General features: G+C 72.1%; 16 protein-coding genes. 10 read left to right on the top strand and 6 right to left on the bottom strand.

Features of this window, described 5'->3' with window-relative positions:
* Positions 1–151 precede the first annotated feature (151 nt).
* Positions 152–388 carry a hypothetical protein gene (locus ACTOQ1_RS03360; protein WP_440064314.1) on the top strand — a complete coding sequence of 79 codons (237 nt, stop codon included), beginning with the start codon at positions 152–154 and terminating at the stop codon, positions 386–388.
* A gap of 98 nt (positions 389–486) precedes the next feature.
* On the opposite strand, the gene ACTOQ1_RS03355 is transcribed toward ACTOQ1_RS03360, so the two are convergent.
* The gene (locus ACTOQ1_RS03355; RefSeq protein ID WP_440064312.1) at positions 487–1,722 is read right to left on the bottom strand and encodes an MFS transporter; all 1,236 of its coding nucleotides are present in this window, start codon (positions 1,720–1,722) and stop codon (positions 487–489) included.
* Positions 1,723–1,865: 143 nt separating this feature from the next.
* Between ACTOQ1_RS03355 and pdxR the strand changes: the two genes are divergently transcribed.
* Positions 1,866–3,353 (top strand): MocR-like pyridoxine biosynthesis transcription factor PdxR, encoded by a 1,488-nt coding sequence (gene pdxR / locus ACTOQ1_RS03350; protein WP_440064310.1) that lies wholly within the window; start codon positions 1,866–1,868, stop codon positions 3,351–3,353.
* Between the two features lie 110 nt (positions 3,354–3,463).
* On the opposite strand, the gene ACTOQ1_RS03345 is transcribed toward pdxR, so the two are convergent.
* From ACTOQ1_RS03345 to ACTOQ1_RS03335, 3 genes are all read right to left on the bottom strand, one after another.
* Positions 3,464–3,664 carry a hypothetical protein gene (locus ACTOQ1_RS03345; protein WP_440064309.1) on the bottom strand — a complete coding sequence of 67 codons (201 nt, stop codon included), beginning with the start codon at positions 3,662–3,664 and terminating at the stop codon, positions 3,464–3,466.
* 77 nt (positions 3,665–3,741) lie between these two features.
* Entirely contained in the window at positions 3,742–4,512 is a 771-nt protein-coding gene (locus ACTOQ1_RS03340; protein ID WP_440064307.1) for a Clp protease N-terminal domain-containing protein, read from the bottom strand.
* Positions 4,513–4,617: 105 nt separating this feature from the next.
* Complete coding sequence (locus ACTOQ1_RS03335; RefSeq protein ID WP_440064306.1) at positions 4,618–5,682, bottom strand: hypothetical protein; 1,065 nt, start codon at positions 5,680–5,682, stop codon at positions 4,618–4,620.
* Positions 5,683–5,830: 148 nt separating this feature from the next.
* Between ACTOQ1_RS03335 and ACTOQ1_RS03330 the strand changes: the two genes are divergently transcribed.
* From ACTOQ1_RS03330 to mug, 5 genes are all read left to right on the top strand, one after another.
* Complete coding sequence (locus ACTOQ1_RS03330; RefSeq protein ID WP_440064304.1) at positions 5,831–6,754, top strand: LLM class F420-dependent oxidoreductase; 924 nt, start codon at positions 5,831–5,833, stop codon at positions 6,752–6,754.
* Positions 6,755–6,941: 187 nt separating this feature from the next.
* Positions 6,942–8,717 (top strand): 3' terminal RNA ribose 2'-O-methyltransferase Hen1, encoded by a 1,776-nt coding sequence (locus tag ACTOQ1_RS03325; RefSeq protein WP_440064303.1) that lies wholly within the window; start codon positions 6,942–6,944, stop codon positions 8,715–8,717.
* On the top strand, positions 8,710–11,208 hold the full coding sequence (locus ACTOQ1_RS03320) for a polynucleotide kinase-phosphatase (RefSeq protein ID WP_440064302.1): 2,499 nt from the start codon (positions 8,710–8,712) through the stop codon (positions 11,206–11,208). Before ACTOQ1_RS03325 ends, ACTOQ1_RS03320 begins: the two co-directional genes overlap by 8 nt.
* 300 nt (positions 11,209–11,508) lie before the next feature.
* Positions 11,509–12,918, top strand: a complete 1,410-nt coding sequence (locus ACTOQ1_RS03315; RefSeq protein WP_440064300.1) for a sugar porter family MFS transporter — start codon at positions 11,509–11,511, stop codon at positions 12,916–12,918.
* A 27-nt stretch (positions 12,919–12,945) separates the two neighbouring features.
* Positions 12,946–13,551, top strand: coding sequence for a G/U mismatch-specific DNA glycosylase (gene mug, locus ACTOQ1_RS03310; RefSeq protein WP_440064765.1), 606 nt, complete (start codon positions 12,946–12,948; stop codon positions 13,549–13,551).
* A 110-nt stretch (positions 13,552–13,661) separates the two neighbouring features.
* On the opposite strand, the gene ACTOQ1_RS03305 is transcribed toward mug, so the two are convergent.
* A complete protein-coding gene (locus ACTOQ1_RS03305) occupies positions 13,662–14,228 on the bottom strand; it encodes a DUF1707 SHOCT-like domain-containing protein (protein WP_440064299.1) in 567 nt (188 codons plus the stop codon).
* Between the two features lie 7 nt (positions 14,229–14,235).
* The gene (locus tag ACTOQ1_RS03300; protein ID WP_440064298.1) at positions 14,236–15,018 is read right to left on the bottom strand and encodes a PadR family transcriptional regulator; all 783 of its coding nucleotides are present in this window, start codon (positions 15,016–15,018) and stop codon (positions 14,236–14,238) included.
* A gap of 843 nt (positions 15,019–15,861) precedes the next feature.
* Between ACTOQ1_RS03300 and ACTOQ1_RS03295 the strand changes: the two genes are divergently transcribed.
* The 3 genes from ACTOQ1_RS03295 (at position 15,862) to tnpB (ending at position 21,575) form a co-directional block, all read left to right on the top strand.
* Positions 15,862–16,587, top strand: a complete 726-nt coding sequence (locus tag ACTOQ1_RS03295; RefSeq protein WP_440064296.1) for a metal-dependent hydrolase — start codon at positions 15,862–15,864, stop codon at positions 16,585–16,587.
* A gap of 190 nt (positions 16,588–16,777) precedes the next feature.
* Positions 16,778–19,573 carry an aconitate hydratase AcnA gene (gene acnA, locus ACTOQ1_RS03290; protein WP_440064295.1) on the top strand — a complete coding sequence of 932 codons (2,796 nt, stop codon included), beginning with the start codon at positions 16,778–16,780 and terminating at the stop codon, positions 19,571–19,573.
* 655 nt (positions 19,574–20,228) lie between these two features.
* Positions 20,229–21,575 carry an IS607 family element RNA-guided endonuclease TnpB gene (gene tnpB / locus ACTOQ1_RS03285; protein WP_440064294.1) on the top strand — a complete coding sequence of 449 codons (1,347 nt, stop codon included), beginning with the start codon at positions 20,229–20,231 and terminating at the stop codon, positions 21,573–21,575.
* The last annotated feature ends 13 nt before the right edge of the window (positions 21,576–21,588 follow it).

Here is a 21,588-nt window from a genome sequence, read left to right as displayed (position 1 = left end):
AAACCTACGCGCCCCCCGCCCGCGACCGGGCGTCCAGGCCGCGGCCGGATACTTAAGTACGACTCCCGGCCCGCCGGCGGCCGACCTTGGTCACCACCCGGCCGTCCTGAGCCCGATCCGGTGCCCGCAGCCACGCGCCTACCGTCGGGCCATGACCTCCACCTCGAACTCCCCCCTGGCCGCCCTGTCCGGCCTGATCTGCTTCGTCCTCGTCGTCGGCGGCACGAGCGGCCTCCTGCACGAGTGGTTCGGCTGGATCCACTTCATGGGCTTCGTCCGTTTCCTCGTCCCCGGCGGCTACGAGGTCTACAGCTACGTCGTCATGATCGTCCTCGGCCTCGCGGTGGGCGCGGCCGGTGACGCGGTCACCCGGCGAGGCCGCGGATGACCCGCCGGGCGTCCACGAGCCGGCCCGCGCGACGGGGCGGCGGGCCATCCGGCGGGAACGGCCGCCCGGCCTCGGCGATCTCGCGGCGTCCGCGCCCGCTACCCGGACACCCCCTCGGCGGCCGGCTCCGCCCGCCGGGTTCGCAGGGCCCAGCGCACGGCCGGTCCCGTGGCGAGGCCGGACAGCAGGAACAGGCCGCCGAGCACCAGCCAGCCCGGGGTCCCCCAGGTGAGGATCAGCGTCGTGAGCAGCAACGGGCCGAGCATCCTGGCGACCGCCGCGCCGGACCCGAAGAAGCCCTGGTACTGCCCCTGCCTGTCGGCCGGGGCGAGATCGAACCCGATCTCCCAGGCGCCGGAGGCGTGCGCCATCTCGCCGAACACCTGCAGGCAGGCCGCGAGGAGCAGGACGAGCGCGGCGGCCCACGCCGAGGACCAGGCCGGTGACAGGGCGAACACCGCGCACGCGGCGAGCAGCACCGCGCCCGCCCGCCGTACGGACCTGGCGGCGCTCTCCAGGTCCGTGACCCGCCGGGCCACCCGCACCTGGAACAGCACGACGCCCAGGGTGTTGAGGATCAGCAGGGCGGAGACCGTCCAGCTCGGGGCCTCGGTCCGCTGGACGATCCACAGGGGGATGACCAGGCTGAGCAGCGGCATGTTCAGCAGCGTGACCATGTTGAGCAAGGAGAGCAGGGCGTACGGCCTGTCCCTGAGCACCGCCAGCGCCGGTTCGCCCGCCGGTGCGGGCGCCGCGGGCGGCACCGGGGGAAGGCGGAGCAGGATCAGGGCGGAGAGCAGGAAGCTCAGCGCGTCCATCGCGAGAACCGTCAGGTAGGCCGCCCGGCTGTCGAGGTGCAGCGCCGCCCCGCCGAGCGCGGCGCCGACCGCCAGCCCGGCGTTGACCGTCGCCTGCAGGTGGGCCCGGACCCGCGTCCGCCGCGTCCTGTCCACCAGACCGGCGAGCAGCGCCTGCCTGGCCGCGGCGAGCCCGCACTGCGAGATCGCGTACAGGCAGGCGGCCACCACGAACACGGGGAAGGAACGGACGAACAGGAACGAGCCGACCGCGGCGGCCGTGGCGACGGCCAGCAGGACCGCCGTGCCGCGAGGTCCCCGGCGGTCGGCGAGGTGGCCGAGCGGGACGCCCGCCACGAAGCCGACGGCCCAGCCGAGCGTCAGCGCGAAGCCGACCTGGGTCGGCGAGAGCCCCACGATCCGGATGAAGTAGAGCGCCGAGCACACGTAGTACGCGCCGTCCCCGATGGAATTGGTCAGTTGCGCGAGGGCGAGGACCCGGGGCGGCCCGGACGAGGGCATGATCCGGTTGAGCATGGTGCTCCTTCGTCGGTTTTTCGGTCGTCACGGGCCTGGCAGGGCTCGCCGCGAGCCGTACGGAGGGCAACTTTAGGGAGACCATTGGTCCCATGTAAGATCCAATATGAGGAGAGTCCACTGGGCCAATACGAGGGGACGCAATGGACTTCCACGTGAGCCTCACCGGTCGTGGCGATCTGTCCGCCCGCATCTACCGGCAGCTCCTGGACGCCGTCCTCGACGGCCGCCTGCGCCCGGGGGAGCGTCTGCCCCCCACCCGCGAGCTGGCGCGGCGGCTTGACGTGTCGCGCAACACCGCGGCGGTCGCCTACGAGCGGCTCACCGCCGAGGGCGTTCTCGTCGGCCGGGTCGGGGCGGGCACCTTCGTGTGCGCCGAGCCCCTCGCCCGCACCCGTCCCAGGAACGCGCCCGCGGGCGGCGGCGTGCGTCCCCGCCGCCTCTGGCGCTCCCCGGCCGCCCCACCGGCCGAGCCGGAGGGAGAAGTCGCCTACGACTTCAGGGTGGGGCTCCCCGACGCGGAGCTGTTCCCGCTCGAAACCTGGCGCAGGCTCGTCGCCCGCGAGCTGCGTCCGGCGCTGGTGCGCTCCGCCGGCTACGGCGACCCCTCCGGGTACGCGGACCTGAGGGAGGCCGTCGCCCGCCACGTCGGTGTCTCCCGCTCGGTGCGGGCGAGCGCCGATGACGTGCTCGTCACGCAGGGAGCCCAGCAGGCGCTCGACCTGATCGGCCGCGTCATGATCGAGCCGGGCTGCCGGGTGGCCGTCGAGGAGCCGGGCTACCCTCCGGCCAGGCTGCTGTTCCGGTCCCTGGGCGCGCGGGTCGTCGGCGTACCCGTCGACGGGGAGGGCCTGGACGTGGCCGCCCTCCCCGACTCCGCCCGCCTCGTCTACGTCACGCCGTCACACCAGTTCCCGCTGGGTACGCCGATGTCGCTCGGCCGCCGCGCCGCGCTGCTCGAATGGGCCGGGCGGCGCGGCGCCGTGGTGATCGAGGACGACTACGACAGCGAGTTCCGCTTCGAGGACCGCCCGCTCGAACCGCTCCAGAGCCTCGACCGCAGCGGTCACGTCATCTACGTCGGCTCCTTCTCCAAAACGATGCTGCCGATGCTGCGCCTGGGCTTCCTGATCGCCCCCGCCTCGCTCCAGCCCGCCCTCCGCGCCGCCAAGCGGCTCACCGACTGGAGCGGCGAGCTTCCCACCCAGGCGGCGCTGGCCGGCTTCATCGACGAGGGCCTCCTCGGGCGGCACGTCCGCAAGGCGACGCGCGAGTACGCGGCCCGCCACGAGCGGATCCTCACCATCCTCCGGCGTGACCTCCACGAGTGGCTGGAGCCGGTTCCCTCCGCCGCGGGCCTGCACCTGTGCGCCTACCTGAAGCCGGACGCCGGGGTCGACACGGCCCTTGTGGCGGCGTACGCGCGGGAGGCGGGCGTCGCGCTGCAGGACCTCGCCGCCTACTACGGTGAGGCTCCCGCGAGGGCGGGGCTGGTGCTCGGGTACGGTTCGATCCCCCTGGAGAGGATCGAACCGGGCCTGGGGCGGCTCGCGGAGAGCTTCCGCGAGGCGGGGAGTTCTCGTGAGGCGGGGAACCTCCGCGCCGGACCGCGATGCCGGCCGGTGCCCTGACGGTGTCCACCGGTTCTCCCTCGCCGTCCTCCCGCCGTCGCCCCGACCGGTCGCGACCTCCGCGAGGTCGGCCACGATCCGGTGATCGAACCGCTGGGCACGCGGAACACCTACTGGCCGGCCTCCGGCTCCCGGCCCGGGCCCGCCTCGGTCAGGAAGCGCCCGATGAGGGCGCGCGCGCCCATGCCCGCGCCCATGCCCGCGCCCATGCCCGCCGGCACCCCGGCGAGCACGCCCGAGCCCATCCCCACGAGCACGCCGACGGCGATCCCGGTGGCCAGCCACGCGATCACGCCCGCTACCAGGTACACGGCCGGGCGGGTGGTCACCGGGTACCCGCGGTGTGGACGTCCCGTCCCTCGGGGCGGGGAGGGAGTCGCGCCCACGCCTACGCCTCGTCCGCCGTGCCGAGGCGCTCCTCCAGCCGTTCGAGCCTGAGCAGGACGGGGCGCAGCTCCTCGCGCACGGCCGCCGACAGGGCGCTCGCCGCGTCGGCGGGCAGGGCCGGGGGAGGGGCGGCGGGCCGGGTCTGCGCGCGCAGGTGGACGTACCCGGCGAGCGCGGCCGAGACCGCGTGGCGGGTCAGCCGGTGCTCGGCGCCCAGCTCCCGCAGGATGCGCCCGGCCGCCCCGTCCGGTTCGGCGACCAGCCCGAGGAGCAGGTGCTCGCAGCCGACGTAGTTGTGACCGAGCGAGGTGGCCTCGGTGACGGTCATCTCCAGGGCCGCCGCCGCGGGCGCCCCGAAGGCGATCTCCGCCTCGTCGGAGCCGGTCGCGGCCGGGGTGTCGAGGCTGAGCCGGTCCAGGCGCCGCCGCACCTCCTCGGGGTCGATCTCCAGGGCGCCGAGAACCTGGATCGCCAGGTTGCCTCCCTCGGCGAGCATGCCGCCCAGCAGGTGCTCGGTGCCGACCTCGGCCGCACCCAGGGCGCGCGCCTGCTCCACCGAGAGCCTCACCACGTCCCGGGCTCGCGGGGTGAAGTGGGTGAGGCGCGCGGTCAGGTCGTCGAGGTCGGGGGCGCCGAGCGCCGTCTCGCGGATGGCCGTCACCCGCCGTACGGCCTGCTCCAGAGCCCGCTGGCACACGGCGGAGACCGGCACGCCCGCCTTCTTTACCGCTTCGGCCAGCTCGTCGGGCAGATAGACATTGATCTTCGGCATCACATCTCCCCTATGGGGTTACAGGAGGGTTATAACCCATTGATAACCCCAAAGGAGGCGCTTGTCCAGTGCCTGCCCGGGTTTCCCGGGCCCGCCGAGGGCCGTCTAGCGCGTCGCGCCGGTGAGGAACCGGGTGATACCGGGAGAGAGGGCCGTGCCTCTGGTGGAGAGCCACGCCAGGCGGTTGCGGCTGGTGAAGGCGGCGAGCCTGCGGGCCTCCAGCCGCGTGAGGTCGCCGGGACCGGCCAGCACGGGCGTCAGGGCGATCCGGTCCCAGGCGGCGCTCTCGCCCAGGGAACGGGCGATCTGAGGGTGCGCGGCGCGGACGGCCGAGGCGATCGGGCGCAGGCGGCTCCCGGCGCCCGAGGCGGTGTCGACGGGCGCCAGGAGGTTGACGGCGGCGATCTCGGCGCCCGCCGCCCGGGTGGTCCGGAGCATCTCCTGGTCGGCGGGGGACAGTCCGGCCCCGGTGACCGGGAGGGTGAAGCTCACCGTGAGGGAACGGCCCTCGCCGGCCGCCTCGCGCTGCAGGGCCGCGATCGCCCTGGCCCGCCGCAGCACGGTGGCGCCGCCCGCCGGGCCGTGTACCTCGAAGTCGATGTACGTGGCGTCGAAGGTGCCGATCGCCCGGCGGTAGGCGGCGGTGAGCCTGGCGAGGTCGGAGCAGGCCGCGGCGAGCTCGCGCCCCGCCGGGCCGCCGAAGGCGAGGCCCGCGTTCCCGCCCGCGGCGCGCAGGGGGGCGAGCCGGTTGGCGACCGGGTTGCCCCCCTGCGCCTGGAGCCCGCCCCACTTGGGGACGCAGCCCTTCTGCCCGGCGGTGAGATGGCCCAGCGTGAACCAGCGCACGTGGCTCCTTCTGGCCTCCCTGGAAAGGTTGAAGCGCGGCTCGCGGACCGCGTCCACGAATGCCACGAAACCCGAAGGGCGGGTGACGGCCGGTGGGGGCGAGGGCTCGGCCGCGGGCCCCGAGGCCGTTCCCGGGGGTGTCGCCCCGGACCCGGCCCGCCCGTCGAGGGGGGCCCACTCGCCCTGCGCCCTGGAGGGCAGCAGCCAGATCGCGGCCCCGGTGCCCGCGGCGAGCACGATCGAGGCGAGCACCACGAGGGGCCGGGGCGGGGTGCCGGGCTCGCGGACCCGGCGGGTGTGGGGGCGGTCGGTCGCCACAGGCATGTGATCCCCTCCTCGACGGCCAAGGGGTGATCGCTGTGAGTGGTCGATCCGCTACCCGTTGCGTCAGAGGCCAGAACGTTAGCAAGCGTTCCCGCCATGGCGCGGGCTTTCTGCGGATGCCGTCCGGAGTGCCCGGATAATGGTTCCCATGAAGTTGAGGATCTTCACTGAACCGCAGCAGGGTGCCACCTACGACGAGCTGCTGACGGTCGCGCTGGCCGCGGAGCGGCTGGGGTTCGACGCCTTCTTCCGTTCCGACCACTACATGCGGCTCGGACCCGGAGACCCGGGACCCGGCTCCACCGACGCCTGGACGACCCTGGCCGGCCTCGCCAGGGACACCTCCACGATCCGTCTCGGCACCCTGGTCACGCCGGTCACCTTCCGGCTGCCGGGCCCGCTGGCGATCAGCGTGGCCCAGGTCGACCAGATGAGCGGCGGGCGGGTGGAGCTGGGCCTGGGCACCGGCTGGTACGACGCCGAGCACACCGCGTACGGCATCCCGTTCCCGCCGATCGGCGAGCGGTTCGGCAGGTTCGAGGAGCAGCTGGAGATACTGGTCGGGCTCTGGACCACGCCCAAGGGCGAGACGTTCTCCTTCGAAGGCGCCCACTACCGGCTGGCCGACTCGCTCGCGCTGCCGAAGCCCGCGCAGAGCCCGAAACCGCCGATCATCATCGGCGGCACCGGCGCCACGCGCACCCCGCGCCTGGTCGCCCGGTTCGCCGACGAGTACAACGTGCCGTTCCGCACCCTGGAGGACACCTCGCAGGCCTTCGACCGGGTCAGGAAGGCGTGCGAGGCGGAGGGCAGGGAGCAGGTCGTGTTCTCCGTCGCGCAGACCGTCTGCGTCGGTTCCGACGACGCGGAGATCGCACGGCGGGCCGAGGCGACCGGGCAGGACCTCGCCGCGCTGCGTGCGACGGGCCTGGCGGGCACCCCCGCCGAGGTGGCCGAGAAGATCGGCCGGTTCGCCGAGCTGGGCGCCGAGCGGATCTATCTGCAGGTGCTGGACCTGGACGACCTCGACCAGCTGGAACTCATCTCGGACGAGATCCTGTCCCACGTGTAGGTCGCGGGCCCGCGCGCCAGCGCGCACGGACGGGCCGCTCCTCCTCGCCGTCCCGTTGGCACGCCACCGCCGAACCGGCTCGCAGCCGAACGGCCGAGCCGGTTCGCCGGCCATCGATGGCCGGATCATGGGGGTTCGGGGTGTTAACCGATGGCCGTCCCGGCGTGGGTGCGGCACACTGAACCGGGTGTTGCTGACGATCTCCACCACCGTGAGCCCCGCCACGGACCTCGGATTCCTGCTGCACAAGCACCCCGACCGGGTCCAGGAGTTCGGGCAGTCGTACGGCGTGGCACGTGTCCTCTACCCCGAGGCGAGCGAGGAGCGCTGCACGGCCGCGCTGATGCTCGACGTCGACCCGATCCGTCTGGTGCGCTCGCGCGACCGGTCCACGCCCGACTACACGCTGGGCCAGTACGTCAACGACCGGCCCTACGCCGCGTCGTCGCTGCTGGCCGTGGCGCTGGCCGACGTGTTCCGCACGGCGCGCACCGGGCGCTGTGACAGCCGTCCGGAGCTGGCCGCGGGGCCGATACCGCTGGAGATCACCCTGCCCGTGCTGCCGTGCAAGGGCGGTCCCGAGCTCGCGCGCCGGCTGTTCGAACCGCTGGGCTGGCGGGTCGAGGCGACCGCCCTGCCGCTGGACGAGGAGTTCCCCGAGTGGGGCGACTCCCGTTACGTGCGGCTGGTGCTGCGCGGGGAGGTCCGCCTGGCCGACGCGCTCAACCAGCTCTACGTGCTGCTTCCGGTGCTCGACGACGCCAAGCACTACTGGGTGGCCCCCGACGAGGTGGACAAGCTGATCAGGGCGGGCGAGTCGTGGCTGGCCGCCCACCCCGACCGGGGCCTCATCACTCACCGCTACCTCGGCCGTCGCCGGGCCCTCGCCCGTACCGCCTTCGCCCGCCTCGCCGAGATCGGCGACGACGTGGAGGAGGACCTCGAGACCGCTGTCGAGGAGGACCTCTCGGCCGACCCCGCCGAGGAGGGCACCGCCGGAGAGGGCGCCGCCGGTGAGGGGTCGGCAGAGGCCGGTGAGGGGCCGGCAGAGGGGAGCCCCGTCGCGGGGAGTGCCACCGGGGGAGACACCGTCGCGGAGGGCTTCGCGGCGGGGAGCTCCGCCGTACCGGGAGCCGGTTCCTCCGTGCCGGGAGCCGCCACCGCCATCGGCGGGACCGGCGCGCCGGGCGGGGCACTTCCGGCCGGCGAGATCCCTTCCGAGGGGCGGGCGCGGACCGGGCCCGGGGGCGCCGCCAGGCGGCCGTTGAACATCCTTCGCCTGGAGGCCGTGCTCGCCACGCTGGAGGGACTGGGAGCGAGCACCGTCATCGACCTCGGGTGCGGTTCCGGCCGTCTGGTCGCGGCGCTGCTCGAACGGCCCCGGTTCACCAGGGTGGCGGGAGTGGACGTTTCCTCCCGGGCGCTGGCGCTCGCGGCCAGGCGGCTGAGGCTCGACCGGATGCCGGAACGCCGGCGGGAGCGGCTGGAGCTGTTCCAGGGCGCGCTGACCTACACCGACGTCCGGTTCGCCGGGTATGACGCCGCGGTGCTGATGGAGGTCGTCGAGCACGTCGATCCGCCGCGCCTGGACGCGCTGGAGCGGGTGGTCTTCGGGACCGCCCGGCCGGGGCACGTGATCGTCACGACCCCCAACGTCGAGCACAACGTCCGCTACGAATCCCTGAGCGGTGTGCGCCACCCCGACCACCGCTTCGAGTGGACCCGCGCCGAGTTCCGCGCGTGGGCGGCGAAGGTGTGCGGCGAGTACGGCTACCGCGCCGAGTTCCTGCCGGTCGGCGACGACGACCCCGAGGTCGGCCCGCCCACCCAGATGGCCCTGTTCGGCCTCGCGGGCGTGAAGGGTCCCGCGGGCGCGCCAGGCGGTCCCGGGAGTACCGAAGGCGGTCCCGGAAGTACGGAGGCGCCCGTGGGCGCGGGAGACGCGGGAGGTGGAGATGACTGAGATCGCCGTACCGGAGATGTCGCTCGTCGTGCTCGTGGGGGTGTCCGGCAGCGGCAAGTCGACCTTCGCCGCCAGGCACTTCGCGCCGACCCAGGTGATCTCCTCCGACTTCTGCCGGGGGCTGGTCGCCGACGACGAGAACGACCAGGCCGCCACCCCCGACGCCTTCGACGTGCTCCACTACATCGTCGGCACCCGCCTGCGGCGCGGGCTGCTGACGGTCGTGGACGCCACGAACGTGCAGTGGGAGGCGCGCAAGCAGCTGGTCACCCTCGCGAAGTCGCACAACGTGCTGGTCGACGCGATCGTCCTGGACGTACCGGAGGAGCTGGCGATCGCGCGCAACGAGTCCAGGCCCGACCGGGACTTCGGGGCGCGCGTGGTCGTCAGGCAGCGCAAGGAACTGCGCCGTTCCATGAGCAGGATCTCCCGCGACGGCTTCCGCCGGGTCCACGTGCTGCGCGGGGCCGAGGAGATCGAGGCCGCGACGGTCGTCACCGAGAAGGCGTGGACCGACAGGCGCGAGCTGACCGGCCCGTTCGACATCGTGGGCGACGTGCACGGCTGCCGCGCCGAGCTGGAGACGCTGCTGCGCGACCTCGGCTGGGAGGTCGATCCCGGCGGCGCGGGGGCGGTCCACCCCGAGGGCAGGACGGCGGTGTTCGTCGGCGACCTGGTGGACCGGGGGCCCGACTCGCCGGGCGTGCTCCGGCTGGTCATGGGCATGGTCGCGGCCGGGACCGCGTTGTGCGTGTCGGGCAACCACGAGCAGAAGCTGGCCCGCGCGCTCAACGGCCGCAAGGTCCGGGTGGCCCACGGCCTCCAGGAGTCCCTGGACCAGCTGGCCGCCGAGCCGGAGGAGTTCAGGCGGGAGGCGCTGGCCTTCATGGACGGCCTGATCAGCCACTACCAGCTCGACGGGGGCAGGCTCGTCGTCGCCCACGCCGGGCTCAAGGAGGACTACCACGGCCGCGCCTCCGGCAGGGTCCGCTCCTTCGCGCTGTACGGCGACACCACCGGCGAGACCGACGAGTACGGTCTGCCGGTGCGCTACCCCTGGGCGCACGAGTACCGGGGCCGGGCCATGGTCGTCTACGGCCACACCCCGGTCCCCGAGACCGAGTGGATCAACAACACGATCTGCCTGGACACGGGAGTGGTCTTCGGCGGGCGCCTCACCGCGCTGCGCTACCCGGAGCGGGAGATCGTCTCGGTGCCCGCCGAGCGCGTCTGGTACGAGTCGGTCAAGCCGCTGGCCGCCCCCGGTCACCGCGCCCCCGGCATGCTCTCCGTCGACGACGTGCGGGGCACCCGCCACATCGAGGTGCGCCACGGCGGCGGCCGCATCAAGGTCCGCGAGGAGAACTCGGCCGCCGCCCTGGAGATCATGAGCCGGTTCGCGGTGGACCCGCGCTGGCTGGTCTACCTCCCGCCGACGATGGCGCCTCCGGAGACCTCCCGTCTCGACGGCTACCTGGAGCATCCGGCCGAGGCGTTCGCCGAGTTCGCGGCGGCCGGGGTGACCCGGGTGGTGTGCGAGGAGAAGCACATGGGATCGCGGGCGGTGGCCGTGCTGGCCGCCGACCCGGAGGTGGCGGCGGCTCGGTTCGGGGTCACCGACGGCAGCGCGGGGGCGGTCTACACCCGTACCGGAAGGTCGTTCTTCGCCGACACCACCGAGCTGGTCGACAGGCTCAGGCGGGTGTGCGCGCCGCTGATGGAGGAGCTGGGGTCGGGCTGGATCGCCCTCGACTGCGAGCTGCTGCCCTGGTCGGCCAAGGCCGAGGGGCTGATCCGCGGCCAGTACGCGTCGGTGGGCGCCGCGGCACGCACGGTGCTGCCCGAGGCGATCACCGTGCTGGAGGCGGCGGCCGGGCGCGGTTTGGATGTGGGCGATCTGTTGGACCGCACCCGACGCCGCTCCACCAACGCTGCCCGTTTCAGGCAGGCATATGCACGTTACTGCTGGCCTGTCTCCGGACTTGAGGGGCTTCGGCTGGCACCGTTCCAGATCCTCGCCTGCGAGGGCAGGGCGACCGCGATCCAGGAGCCGCACTCCTGGCACCTGGACCTGCTGTCGCGGCTCGACGACCCGCTGATCGCGCCCACCCGGCACGTGTTCGCCGATCCGGCCTCGCCGGAGTCGACGGAGGCGGCCACGGCCTGGTGGTCGGCGCTGACCGCCGAGGGCGGCGAGGGCATGGTCGTCAAGCCGCTCGACCCGCCGGACGGGCGGAGCCGGGTGCAGCCCGGGGTCAAGGTGCGCGGGCGGGAGTACCTGCGGATCATCTACGGGCCCGACTACACCGAGAGCCTGGACGTGCTGCGCCGCCGGTTCCTGGGCCGCAAGCGATCGCTCGCCCTGCGCGAGCACGCGCTGGGTCTCGAGGCGCTCTCCCGGCTGGCCGAGGGGGAGCCGCTGTGGAGGGTGCACGAGGCGGTCTTCGCCGTCCTGGCACTGGAGTCCGAGCCGGTCGATCCCCGGCTGTAGTCCCCGCCCGTGGTCCCCGCCCGTGGTCCCCGCCCGTGGTCCCCGCCTGTAGTCCCCGCCCGTGGCCCCCGTCGTCGGTTCCGGCCTGTGGTCCCCGCCGGTGCTTCCGGCCGTGGTCCTCGCGGGGGACGGCGCCGGTGGGAGCCGGGGGAACGACGCCGGCGGGAACGGCGCGGATGGGAACGGTGCAGGTGGGGGCGGTGCGGACGGGGACGGTGCCGGTGGGGACGGCCGTCATGCGGCCGTCCCCGAAAGTCCGGGAGCCATGTCTCAAATCTCCTCCTGGGGAAAAGAACCCTCATGGCCAGCACCGCTCCCACGGGCACCTCCGGTGAGAACATCGGGCACGTCGTCTTCATCACCGCCGCGGCGGCGATCGGCGGCTTCCTCTTCGGGTACGACAGCGCCGTCATCAACGGCGCCGTCACCGGGATCGAGAAGAACTTCGACGTCGGCCCGGTCCAGACCGGCTTCGTCGTGGCGATCGCGCTGCTGGGCTCGGCGCTGGGCGCCTGGATCGCCGGAGGGCTGGCCGACCGCTGGGGACGCACCAGGGCGATGCAGGTGGCCGCGATCCTGTTCGCGGTCAGTTCCATCGGCCAGGCCCTGCCCTTCGCGCTCTGGGACCTGGCCCTGTGGCGGGTGCTCGCCGGTGTGGGCATCGGCATGGCCTCGGTGATCGGCCCCGCCTACATCGCGGAGGTCGCGCCGCCCGCCTACAGAGGGCGGCTGGGGTCCTTCCAGCAGCTCGCGATCGTGCTGGGCATCGCGGTCTCCCAGCTGGCCAACTACGCGATCGCGGAGCTGGCCGGGGGCGACGTCAACAACGAGCTGCTCGGGCTGCAGGCCTGGCAGTGGATGCTCGGCGCCTGCCTGATCCCCGCCCTGCTCTATCTGGTCTTCGCGACGGTCATCCCCGAGTCGCCGCGCTTCCTCATCGCGGTCGGGAGAACGGACGCGGCGCGCAAGGTGCTGTCGGAGGTCGAGGGCGAGGGAACCGACCTGGACGCCCGGCTGGCGGAGATCGAGACCTCGCTGCGGGGCGAGCGCCGACCCCGCCTGCGCGACCTGCGCGGTTCCCGGCTCGGGCTGATGCCGATCGTCTGGATCGGCATCCTGCTCTCCGTCTTCCAGCAGTTCGTCGGCATCAACGTGATCTTCTACTACTCGGCGTCACTGTGGCAGTCGGTCGGCATCAACCAGTCGGACTCGCTGCTCATCAGCTTCTCCACCTCGATCATCAACCTCGTCGGCACGTTCATCGCCATCGCGCTGGTCGACAGGATCGGCCGCAGGCCGCTGCTGCTGATCGGCTCCGCGGGCATGACGGCCGCGCTCGCCGTGGCCGCGTGGGCCTTCAGCGCGGGTGTCCCGAGTGGCGAGGCGGTCAAGCTGCCCGAGGCCCAGGGTGCGGTCGCCCTGGTCGCCGCGAACGTCTTCGTGCTGTTCTTCGCGCTGTCGTGGGGTGTGATCGTCTGGGTGCTGCTGGGGGAGATGTTCCCCAACCGCGTCAGGGCCGCCGCGCTCTCGGTGGCCGCCGCCGCCCAGTGGGTGGCCAACTGGCTGATCACCGTCTCGTTCCCTTCGCTGAGCGAGTGGAACCTGGCCGGGGCCTACGTGGGGTACGCCGCCTTCGCCGCGCTCTCCTTCGTCTTCGTGCTGTTCAAGGTACGGGAGACCAAGGGGCGAAAGCTCGAGGAGATGGGCTAGGTTCGCCCCGTGCCGTCCAAGAGACCCGTGCCGTCCAAGAGACAAGAAAGCGCCCCGCCCGCGAGGCGGGCGACCTCCGGAGCGCGGGTCCCGGCGCGGCCGAGCCGCGCCGAGCTCGAGGCGGCCGCGGAGAGGACGATCGAGGACGTGCTCGGGCCCTCGCTGGACGTGCTGTTCTGCGGGATCAACCCCGGCCTGTACTCCGCGGCCACCGGCCACCACTTCGCCCGCCCCGGCAACCGCTTCTGGCCCGCGCTGCACCGCTCTGGCTTCACCCCCCGGCTGCTCTCGCCCGCCGAGCAGGACCTGCTTCCCTCGTACGGGCTGGGCATCACCAACGTGGTGCGACGGCCCACCGCGCAGGCGGCGGAACTGTCCGCCGAGGAGTTCCGCGCGGGCGGGGAGCGCCTGGCGGGGCTGGTCGCCGAGATCCGCCCGAGGGTGCTGGCGGTGGCGGGGGTGACCGCCTACCGGCAGGCGTTCGGCGTGCCCAAGGCCGTGATCGGGCCGCAGGAGAGCGAGATCGGCGGCGCGACGGTGTGGGTGCTGCCCAACCCGAGCGGCCTGAACGCGCACTGGACGCTGGACGGGATCGCGGGCGAGATGCGCAGGCTCCGGGAGTCCCTCGCCTGACCGGCCGGTGCGAGCGCCCCGAGAGCCGGGACGGGTGGCGGGCGAGCACGTCGCCCGCTCGCCCGAAGCCCTCAGAGGCCGGCAGAGGCCGGTCAGAGTCAGAGGGTGGGTCAGGCCGGGGGGCCGACCCTGCGGGAGCGCGTCCTGGAGCGCCCCCGCCCGCGGTGGAGCATACCCAGCACCGCCATCACCAGCCAGGCGAGGAAGACGAACTTGAGCACCCCGAACCCGCCGATCAACACCCCGGCCACCATCACCAGGATGATCAGGGGGAAGAACGGCGGCCCGCCGCGATGACCCCTGGGGTGGCGGCCCCCGGGGCGGTGGTGGCGCCAGGGGTGGGCGTGCGCGCGATGCCGGTGACCCGGTCCCCACGGCCCGCCCGGTCCCCATGGACCTCCGCCCGGCCCCCACGGTCCTCTCCCCGGTCCCCAGGGGGCCCCCGCGCCCCAGGGACCCCAGGTGTCCTCGGACTCCTCCGGCCGGAGGGCGCTCGGGCCGGGCAGGTCCGCGCTCACCCGGGCCAGCTCGCCGCCGGTCCGCGCGGACAGGATCAGTTCGAGGCGCTCGTCGAGCTCCTCACGGGTCAGGCGGCCCTGCACGTAGTGCTCGCGCAGGGACTCCATCGCCACGTCACGCTCGGCGTCTCCGATACGGAGGTCGTCTCGGGGGGTCATGGTCGGGTCACTCCTCGCCGGTGTCGCCGTCGGCCAAGATCTGGTAGAGCTTGCGGCGCGTCTCGACCAGGGTCTGCTTGGCCTGCCGGATCTGCGCGTCGCTGCCGGTCTGCAGGATCTGGAGCATGGCGAACCCCGACTGGCGGGTGATGTCCATCAGCTCCCAGGTGCTGTCGTCGACGTCGGGCGTCATCTCCTCCCACGGGGCGCGCACCTCGTCGGCGTGCTCGGCCACGTAGGCGCGTCCGGCGTCGGTGAGGCCGAAGGTCTTGCGGCCCTCGTTCTCCTCGGCCAGGACCAGGCCCTCGTCGGTGAGCTGCTGCAGGGCGGGGTAGACCGCTCCCGGGCTGGGCTTCCAGCCGCCCTCACTGCGCCGCTCGATCTCCTGGATGATCTGGTAGCCGTTGCACGAGGACTCGGTGAGCAGGGCGAGGATCGCCGCGCGGACGTCGCCGCGCTTCGCCTTGCGCCCCCTCCCGAACGGAGGGCCGCCGAACGGGCCCCCGCCGAACGGGCCTCTGCCCCCCCTGCCGCCCCGGCCCATGTCCCAGGGGAACCCGCCGAAGGGGAAGGGGCCGCGGTGGCCGCGGTGCCGGTGCTCGCGAGGCCCGCCCTCGTGGTGCTCGTGGTGCGTGTGGTGTGGCGCGCGGGGGCCGTGCTCCGGGCCGCCCTCGTGCCATCCGGCGGCCATCTGCCGCCATGCCTCCCTGGCCGCGCGCTTCATCTCGCGCCTGACCTCGTGGGACCCGAATCCGGCCCAGGGAGCGCCCATCGCGTTGGACGATGTCATGCCGTACCTCCATGCTGCGATCGTCTTTTGATCGCTCTCGATGCTTCAAAGATATATCGAGAACATTCTGACGGCAACCTCATGTCACGAAATGTGGGTTATGTGGGACCTGAGGCATTTGATCGTTGGCGGGGTGAGACGCTTCCCGGTCCGCCGGGCCGGGGATCGACCGGGTCCGGCGGGAGTCACCGAGCGGGTGACCCGGCACGGGCCCCGAGGCCTCGCTTCGCCGCCCTCCGCACCTTTTCGACGACTGTCGCGGAGAGTAATAGATCATCACTCTGAGTAGAAGTGAGGCAGATCACGTAATTCTTGCCGGATTCTGGAACAAGTACTGAGACCTGCACGTTACAAAGGACGTAGACGGGATTCGTTCCGCGCCGGAAGGGCTGGGGGGTGCTTTCGGCGCGGAACGGTCCCGTCTGTCGTTTCTCCACGTTTTCGCACGTCCCTTCTTGATCGCGACCCTCCCGGGTTCGCGTCCTGGCCTTCCGGTGACGACCCCCGGAGGGTTCCCGCTCCAGGCCCGCCCCGTGAGGGTGATCACTCCGCCGAGACGCTCCCGGGCCGCCGTCCCAGGCACCATTCGCCCGTTCCATCCGTTCCCCATCCGTAGGAAGATTCGGATGACAGGCACCTCTCGTGAAGGGACGGGAAGATCGAAGCGGACCGTCGTCGCCCTCGGGCGACCCTGGAGTCGGCCGGAAACGATCAGTACGCACGCGACGGGGCCGTCTTGCCCGCGCGACACGCCGATGGCGTGAAATGGCACGGTCCTCCATCTGGAGGAGGCTTTGACGTACAGTCTCCCGAGGTGATCTTGATGGGGGTTTTTGACCGATGATGGGGCATACGCATGCGCTGACAGGGGCGATCGCCTGGCTGGGGGTGGCGCCCGCGCTGGCCGCGCTGCCCTTGCTGACCGAGACGTCCAGGTTCATCGAGACCGGTGTCATGGTCAACGCGCTCAACCCGGCCGAGTTCGTCGCCGGGGCCATCATCTGCGCCGGTGCCGCGATGCTGCCCGACCTCGACCATCCGAGCGCGACGATCGCGCAGACGTTCGGGCCGGTCACCTGGGGGCTGAGCAAGGCGGTCTCGTGGCTCGCCGGAGGCCACCGCAACGCCACCCACTCGCTGGTGTTCGCGATCGCGACGGGCTTCGGCGCGCACTACCTGGCCAACACCTATCCGATCGGCCGCGACATCCTGGTGATCCTGCTCATCGGCCTGGCGCTGCGGGCGATCGGCATCGGCATCCCGGGCAAGAAGTTCGCCTCGGCGATGCTCAACGTCGGCATGACGGCCGGGCTGTTCGTGGTGTTCCGCAGCGACAACGTGGAATACGCCTGGCTGGGGCTCGCGGTCGCGATCGGGTGCCTCACCCACGTCGTGGGCGACTGCTGCACCGAGAAGGGCTGTCCGGTGCTCTGGCCGATGCGGCAGAAGTGGCTGCTGCCGTGGAAGATCGGCATCAAGACGGGCCGGGCCTTCGAGCAGAAGTTTCTCGCCCCGGTACTTTCCGTCGTCGTTCTCGGGCTGCTGTACCTCCGCCTCGCTCCGCAGTGATCATACTGAGGAGTAATTTGATGTCGAGATACCCGGAGGGATATCTTGATATCGAGACATCCGCTGCAACCTGTGGGTGGCCTGGAAGTTAGGCAGACCTAACAGTTCGGGGCGCTCGGGCGGTGCGGCAGGATTCAATCGCGCCCTATGTGCCGGCGCGCCAGACATCAGGTGATGAGGGAGGCGAACCGTGTCCGCGAACAGCTTCGGCAGTCGTGACACGCTCCGCGTCGGTGACGCGGAGTACGAGATCTACCGGCTGGACGCCGTGGAGGGGTCGGGACGTCTCCCGTACAGCCTGAAGATCCTTCTGGAGAACCTTCTCCGCACGGAGGACGGCGCGAACATCACCGCCGACCACATCCGTGCGATCGGCCAGTGGGACCCCAAGGCCGCCCCGAACGTGGAGATCCAGTTCACGCCGGCCCGCGTGATCATGCAGGACTTCACCGGCGTCCCGTGCGTCGTCGACCTGGCGACCATGCGCGAGGCCGTCCGCGACCTCGGCGGCGACCCCGCCAGGATCAACCCGCTCGCCCCGGCCGAGATGGTCATCGACCACTCGGTCATCGTCGACTTCTTCGGCGGCGCCGACTCCTTCCAGCGCAACGTCGACAGGGAGTACGAGCGCAACCGCGAGCGCTACCAGTTCCTGCGCTGGGGCCAGACCGCCTTCGACGAGTTCAAGGTCGTCCCGCCGGGCACCGGCATCGTGCACCAGGTCAACATCGAGCACCTGGCCCGCGTCGTGATGACGCGAAACGTCGAAATCGACGGCAAGACGGTGCTGGCCGCGTACCCGGACACCTGCGTCGGCACCGACTCCCACACCACCATGGAGAACGGCATCGGTGTCCTGGGCTGGGGCGTCGGCGGCATCGAGGCCGAGGCCGCGATGCTCGGCCAGCCGATCTCCATGCTCATCCCGCGCGTGGTCGGTTTCAAGCTGACCGGCAAGCTCCCCGCCGGGGCCACCGCCACCGACCTGGTGCTCACGATCACCGAGATGCTCCGCAAGCACGGCGTCGTCGGCAAGTTCGTGGAGTTCTACGGCGACGGCGTCTCCAGCGTGCCGCTGGCCAACCGGGCCACGATCGGCAACATGAGCCCCGAGTTCGGCTCGACCTGCGCGATCTTCCCGATCGACGGCCAGACGACCGACTACCTCACGCTGACCGGCCGTCCCGCCGAGCAGGTCGCCCTGGTCGAGGCCTACGCCAAGGCCCAGGGCATGTGGCTCGACCCCGAGGCCGAGGAGCCGGTCTTCTCCGAGTACATCGAGCTGGACCTGTCCACGGTCGTCCCGTCGATCGCCGGCCCCAAGCGGCCCCAGGACCGCATCGCGCTGTCGGACGCCAAGAGCGCCTGGCGCGCGGCCGTCAAGGACTACGTGTCGAGCGAGCAGGGCCCGCTCGACGAGGCGTCCGGCGAGTCGTTCCCGGCCTCCGACTCCCCGGCGGTCTCCCACGACGACAACGGCGACAAGCCGCACCCGGCCGGCCTCAACGGCGAGCGCCCGCACAAGGTCGTGCGGGTCACCCTGGCCGACGGCACCGACTTCGAGATCGACCACGGCGTGGTCACCATCGCCGCGATCACCAGCTGCACCAACACCTCCAACCCGTACGTCATGATGGGCGCCGCGCTGCTCGCCAGGAACGCGGTCGAGAAGGGCCTGACCCGCAAGCCGTGGGTCAAGACCTCGCTCGCCCCCGGCTCGCAGGTCGTCACCGGCTACTTCGAGCGCTCCGGCCTGCAGCCGTACCTCGACAAGATCGGTTTCAACCTGGTCGGCTACGGCTGCACCACCTGCATCGGCAACTCGGGCCCGCTGCAGGAGGAGATCTCCGCCGCCATCCAGGAGAACGACCTCGCGGTCACCGCCGTGCTGTCCGGCAACCGCAACTTCGAGGGCCGGATCAACCCCGACGTCAAGATGAACTACCTGGCCTCGCCGCCGCTGGTCGTCGCCTACGCCCTCGCGGGCACCATGGACCTCGACCTGAACAACGAGCCGCTGGGCGTGGGCTCGGACGGCGAGCCGGTGTTCCTCGCCGACATCTGGCCGGCGCCCGAGGAGATCGCGGCGGTCGTCGCCTCCTCGATCGACCAGGAGATGTTCCTGCACGACTACGCCGACGTGTTCAAGGGCGACGAGACCTGGCGCTCGCTGCCGATCCCGACCGGCAACACCTTCGAGTGGGACCCGGACTCGACCTACGTCCGCAAGGCCCCCTACTTCGAGGGCATGCCGCCGGAGCCGCAGCCGGTGACCGACATCTCCGGTGCCCGGGTGCTCGCGAAGCTGGGCGACTCGGTCACCACCGACCACATCTCCCCGGCAGGCGCGATCAAGGTCGGCACTCCCGCCGCCGACTACCTCAAGGAGCACGGCGTCGGGGTCAAGGACTTCAACTCCTACGGCTCGCGCCGGGGCAACCACGAGGTCATGATCCGCGGCACCTTCGCCAACATCCGGCTGAAGAACCTGCTGCTCGACGGCGTGGAGGGCGGTTACACCCGCGACTTCACCCTTGACGGCGGGCCGCAGTCCTTCATCTACGACGCCTCGGCCAACTACCAGGCCGCGGGCATCCCGCTCGTGGTGCTGGCCGGCAAGGAGTACGGCTCGGGATCCTCGCGCGACTGGGCGGCCAAGGGCACCGCGCTGCTCGGCGTCCGCGCCGTCATCGCCGAGTCCTACGAGCGCATCCACCGCTCCAACCTCATCGGCATGGGCGTGCTGCCGCTGCAGTTCCCCGAGGGCGAGACGGCGCAGTCGCTGGGCCTGACCGGCGAGGAGACCTTCGACGTCGTCGGCGTCGAGGCCCTCAACGAGGGCGGCGTCCCGCAGACCGTGACGGTCCGGGCCGACGGCAAGGAGTTCCAGGCGGTCGTGCGCATCGACACCCCCGGAGAGGCCGACTACTACCGGCACGGGGGCATCATGCAGTACGTCCTGCGCTCCCTGCTCGCCAAGAGCTGAGCAGGGGGGCGAGGCCGCACGTAAGCCTCGCCCGCATGGGGGCACACCCCAGACGAGAACCGCCCGGCGGGACACCATCCCGCCGGGCGGTTCCGTGCTTTCCGGAGACTTTCGCGCGTCCCGATGCCCCGGAATCCTGAGGATTTCCGAAGGGCGGTGCCGGGCAGGGGCCGGGGCGGGCGGGGGGAGCGCCGCACCGCGCCGGGAAAAAGGCAGCTCAAAGCCGCGATCCCGGTAACCGCGGGGGTTGGAAGCAGTTGGTGGTGGAGCGTGTATCAGGATGTGTGAGTGATCGTGAAAGGGTGGGTTAAGGCGCGGGGTGTCCACCCGATCACCGCTTACCGGTGGTCATCGGGAAGGCGCCTGGCCTGTGCCCGCTCGTAAGGTCGGGCGGCTGATCCTGGTCGCAGACGTCGATCCCCTCGCCTCGCACGGCGCAGCCACCGTGGGGTACGCCCGCGTGTCTTCGGCGCAGGCGTCTTCCTCGGCGTGCCCGCCTCCACCGCCACTGCCACCGCCGGCAAGGCCACCGGCTCCGTCTGCGGCTTCCTGCGCTCCCGAGGCGGGCGTGGGTCTGTTCGCCGGTCGGGTAGTCGTTGATCATGACTCCTACGCTACGTTGACGGTCGGCGACGTACCGTGAGGGGGAGGGTTGATGCGAGTTCACCAGGCCTACCGCTACGCCCTGGACCCCACCCCCGAGCAGGCGCGCCTGCTCGCCTCCCACTGCGGCGCGGCGCGATTCGCCTTCAACTGGGGCCTGGCCCACGTCAAGGCCGCGATGGACCAGCGTGCGGCCGAGCAGTCCTACGGGGTGCCCGATGAACACCTGACCGAGGTGGCGTGGTCGCTGTACGGCCTGCGCCGGGCGTGGAACACCGCCAAGGGCGACGTCGCGCCGTGGTGGGCCGAGCACTCCAAAGAGGCCTATACCAGCGGTCTGGACGGGGTGGCGCGGGCGCTGAGGAACTGGGCGGCTTCGCGTCACGGCGCCCGCAAGGGGCCGAAGATGGGGTTTCCCCGGTTCAGGTCCAAGCACCGCGCCGCCCCTTCGTGCCGGTTCACCACCGGAGCGATCCGGGTGGGGGCCGACCGCCGTCACGTGACGTTGCCCCGCCTGGGGACGATCCGCACGGGCGAGTCGACCCGGAAACTCGCCCGGCATCTGGAGCGCGGCACGGGGCGGATCCTGTCGGCCACCGTCCGCGGTGAGGGGGGACGGTGGTTCGTCGCGTTCACCTGCGAGCTCGACCGCCCCGACCGCGCCCCGGCCCGGCCGGGCGCCGTGGTCGGGGTGGATCTCGGGGTCAAGGACCTCGCGGTGCTGTCCACCGGCGAGGTCGTCGCCAATCCTAAGCATCACCGCTCGGCGCTCAAGCGGCTGCGCCGGTTGAACAAGCAGCTCGCCCGCCGAACCGGGCCACGCACCCCCGACGGCGGCAGGCGCGAGGCCTCCGCCCGCTGGGCCACGGCCAAGGCCGCGCTGGGCACGGCACACGCGCGGGTGGCCAACCAGCGGCGCGACGGCCTGCATAAGCTCACCAGCCGCCTGGCGGCCACCTGGGGCACGGTCGTGGTCGAAGACCTCACCATCTCCGGGATGCTCGCCAACCGCAGCCTGGCCCGCGCCATCTCCGACGCGGGCCTGGCCGAGGTGCGGCGGCAACTGTCCTGCAAAACCGCATGGAGCGGCGGCAGGCTCGTCGTCGCCGACCGGTGGTTCCCCAGTAGTAAGACCTGTTCGGGTTGCGGCGCGGTGACAGCCAAGCTCGCCCTGTCCGAACGCACCTACACCTGCGCCGGGTGCGGCCTTGCTCTGGGGCGGGATCTCAATGCCGCGCTCCATCTGGCCGCGCTCGCGGCCGACGTCGCCCAGAGTCGCGGGGAGACGCGAAACGCCCGTGGAGGAGCGGTAGGACCCGGCACCCGTGCCGGGCGCGCACCGGCGAAACGGGAACCCCGGAAACGGGGAACGCTCCGGCGCAAGCCGGAAGCTGCCTGAGAGCGCGCTCACC

Origin of the sequence: Streptosporangium sp. OZ121 (assembly GCF_051918885.1) — a bacterium.
Taxonomy (GTDB): Bacteria; Actinomycetota; Actinomycetes; order Streptosporangiales; family Streptosporangiaceae; genus Streptosporangium.
This window is presented reverse-complemented; position numbering and strand designations above follow the sequence as displayed.

Excerpts from the sequence above, each read along its gene's own strand:
- ACTOQ1_RS03320 (WP_440064302.1), top strand. The coding sequence starts at position 8,710 with ATGACTGAGATCGCCGTACCGGAGATGTCGCTCGTCGTGCTCGTGGGG.
- tnpB (WP_440064294.1), top strand. The coding sequence starts at position 20,229 with ATGCGAGTTCACCAGGCCTACCGCTACGCCCTGGACCCCACCCCCGAG.
- ACTOQ1_RS03315 (WP_440064300.1), top strand. The coding sequence starts at position 11,509 with ATGGCCAGCACCGCTCCCACGGGCACCTCCGGTGAGAACATCGGGCAC.
- ACTOQ1_RS03335 (WP_440064306.1), bottom strand. The coding sequence starts at position 5,682 with ATGCCTGTGGCGACCGACCGCCCCCACACCCGCCGGGTCCGCGAGCCC.
- ACTOQ1_RS03330 (WP_440064304.1), top strand. The coding sequence starts at position 5,831 with ATGAAGTTGAGGATCTTCACTGAACCGCAGCAGGGTGCCACCTACGAC.
- ACTOQ1_RS03305 (WP_440064299.1), bottom strand. The coding sequence starts at position 14,228 with ATGACCCCCCGAGACGACCTCCGTATCGGAGACGCCGAGCGTGACGTG.
- ACTOQ1_RS03355 (WP_440064312.1), bottom strand. The coding sequence starts at position 1,722 with ATGCTCAACCGGATCATGCCCTCGTCCGGGCCGCCCCGGGTCCTCGCC.
- ACTOQ1_RS03340 (WP_440064307.1), bottom strand. The coding sequence starts at position 4,512 with ATGCCGAAGATCAATGTCTATCTGCCCGACGAGCTGGCCGAAGCGGTA.
- ACTOQ1_RS03300 (WP_440064298.1), bottom strand. The coding sequence starts at position 15,018 with ATGACATCGTCCAACGCGATGGGCGCTCCCTGGGCCGGATTCGGGTCC.
- pdxR (WP_440064310.1), top strand. The coding sequence starts at position 1,866 with ATGGACTTCCACGTGAGCCTCACCGGTCGTGGCGATCTGTCCGCCCGC.
- ACTOQ1_RS03295 (WP_440064296.1), top strand. The coding sequence starts at position 15,862 with ATGGGGCATACGCATGCGCTGACAGGGGCGATCGCCTGGCTGGGGGTG.
- ACTOQ1_RS03360 (WP_440064314.1), top strand. The coding sequence starts at position 152 with ATGACCTCCACCTCGAACTCCCCCCTGGCCGCCCTGTCCGGCCTGATC.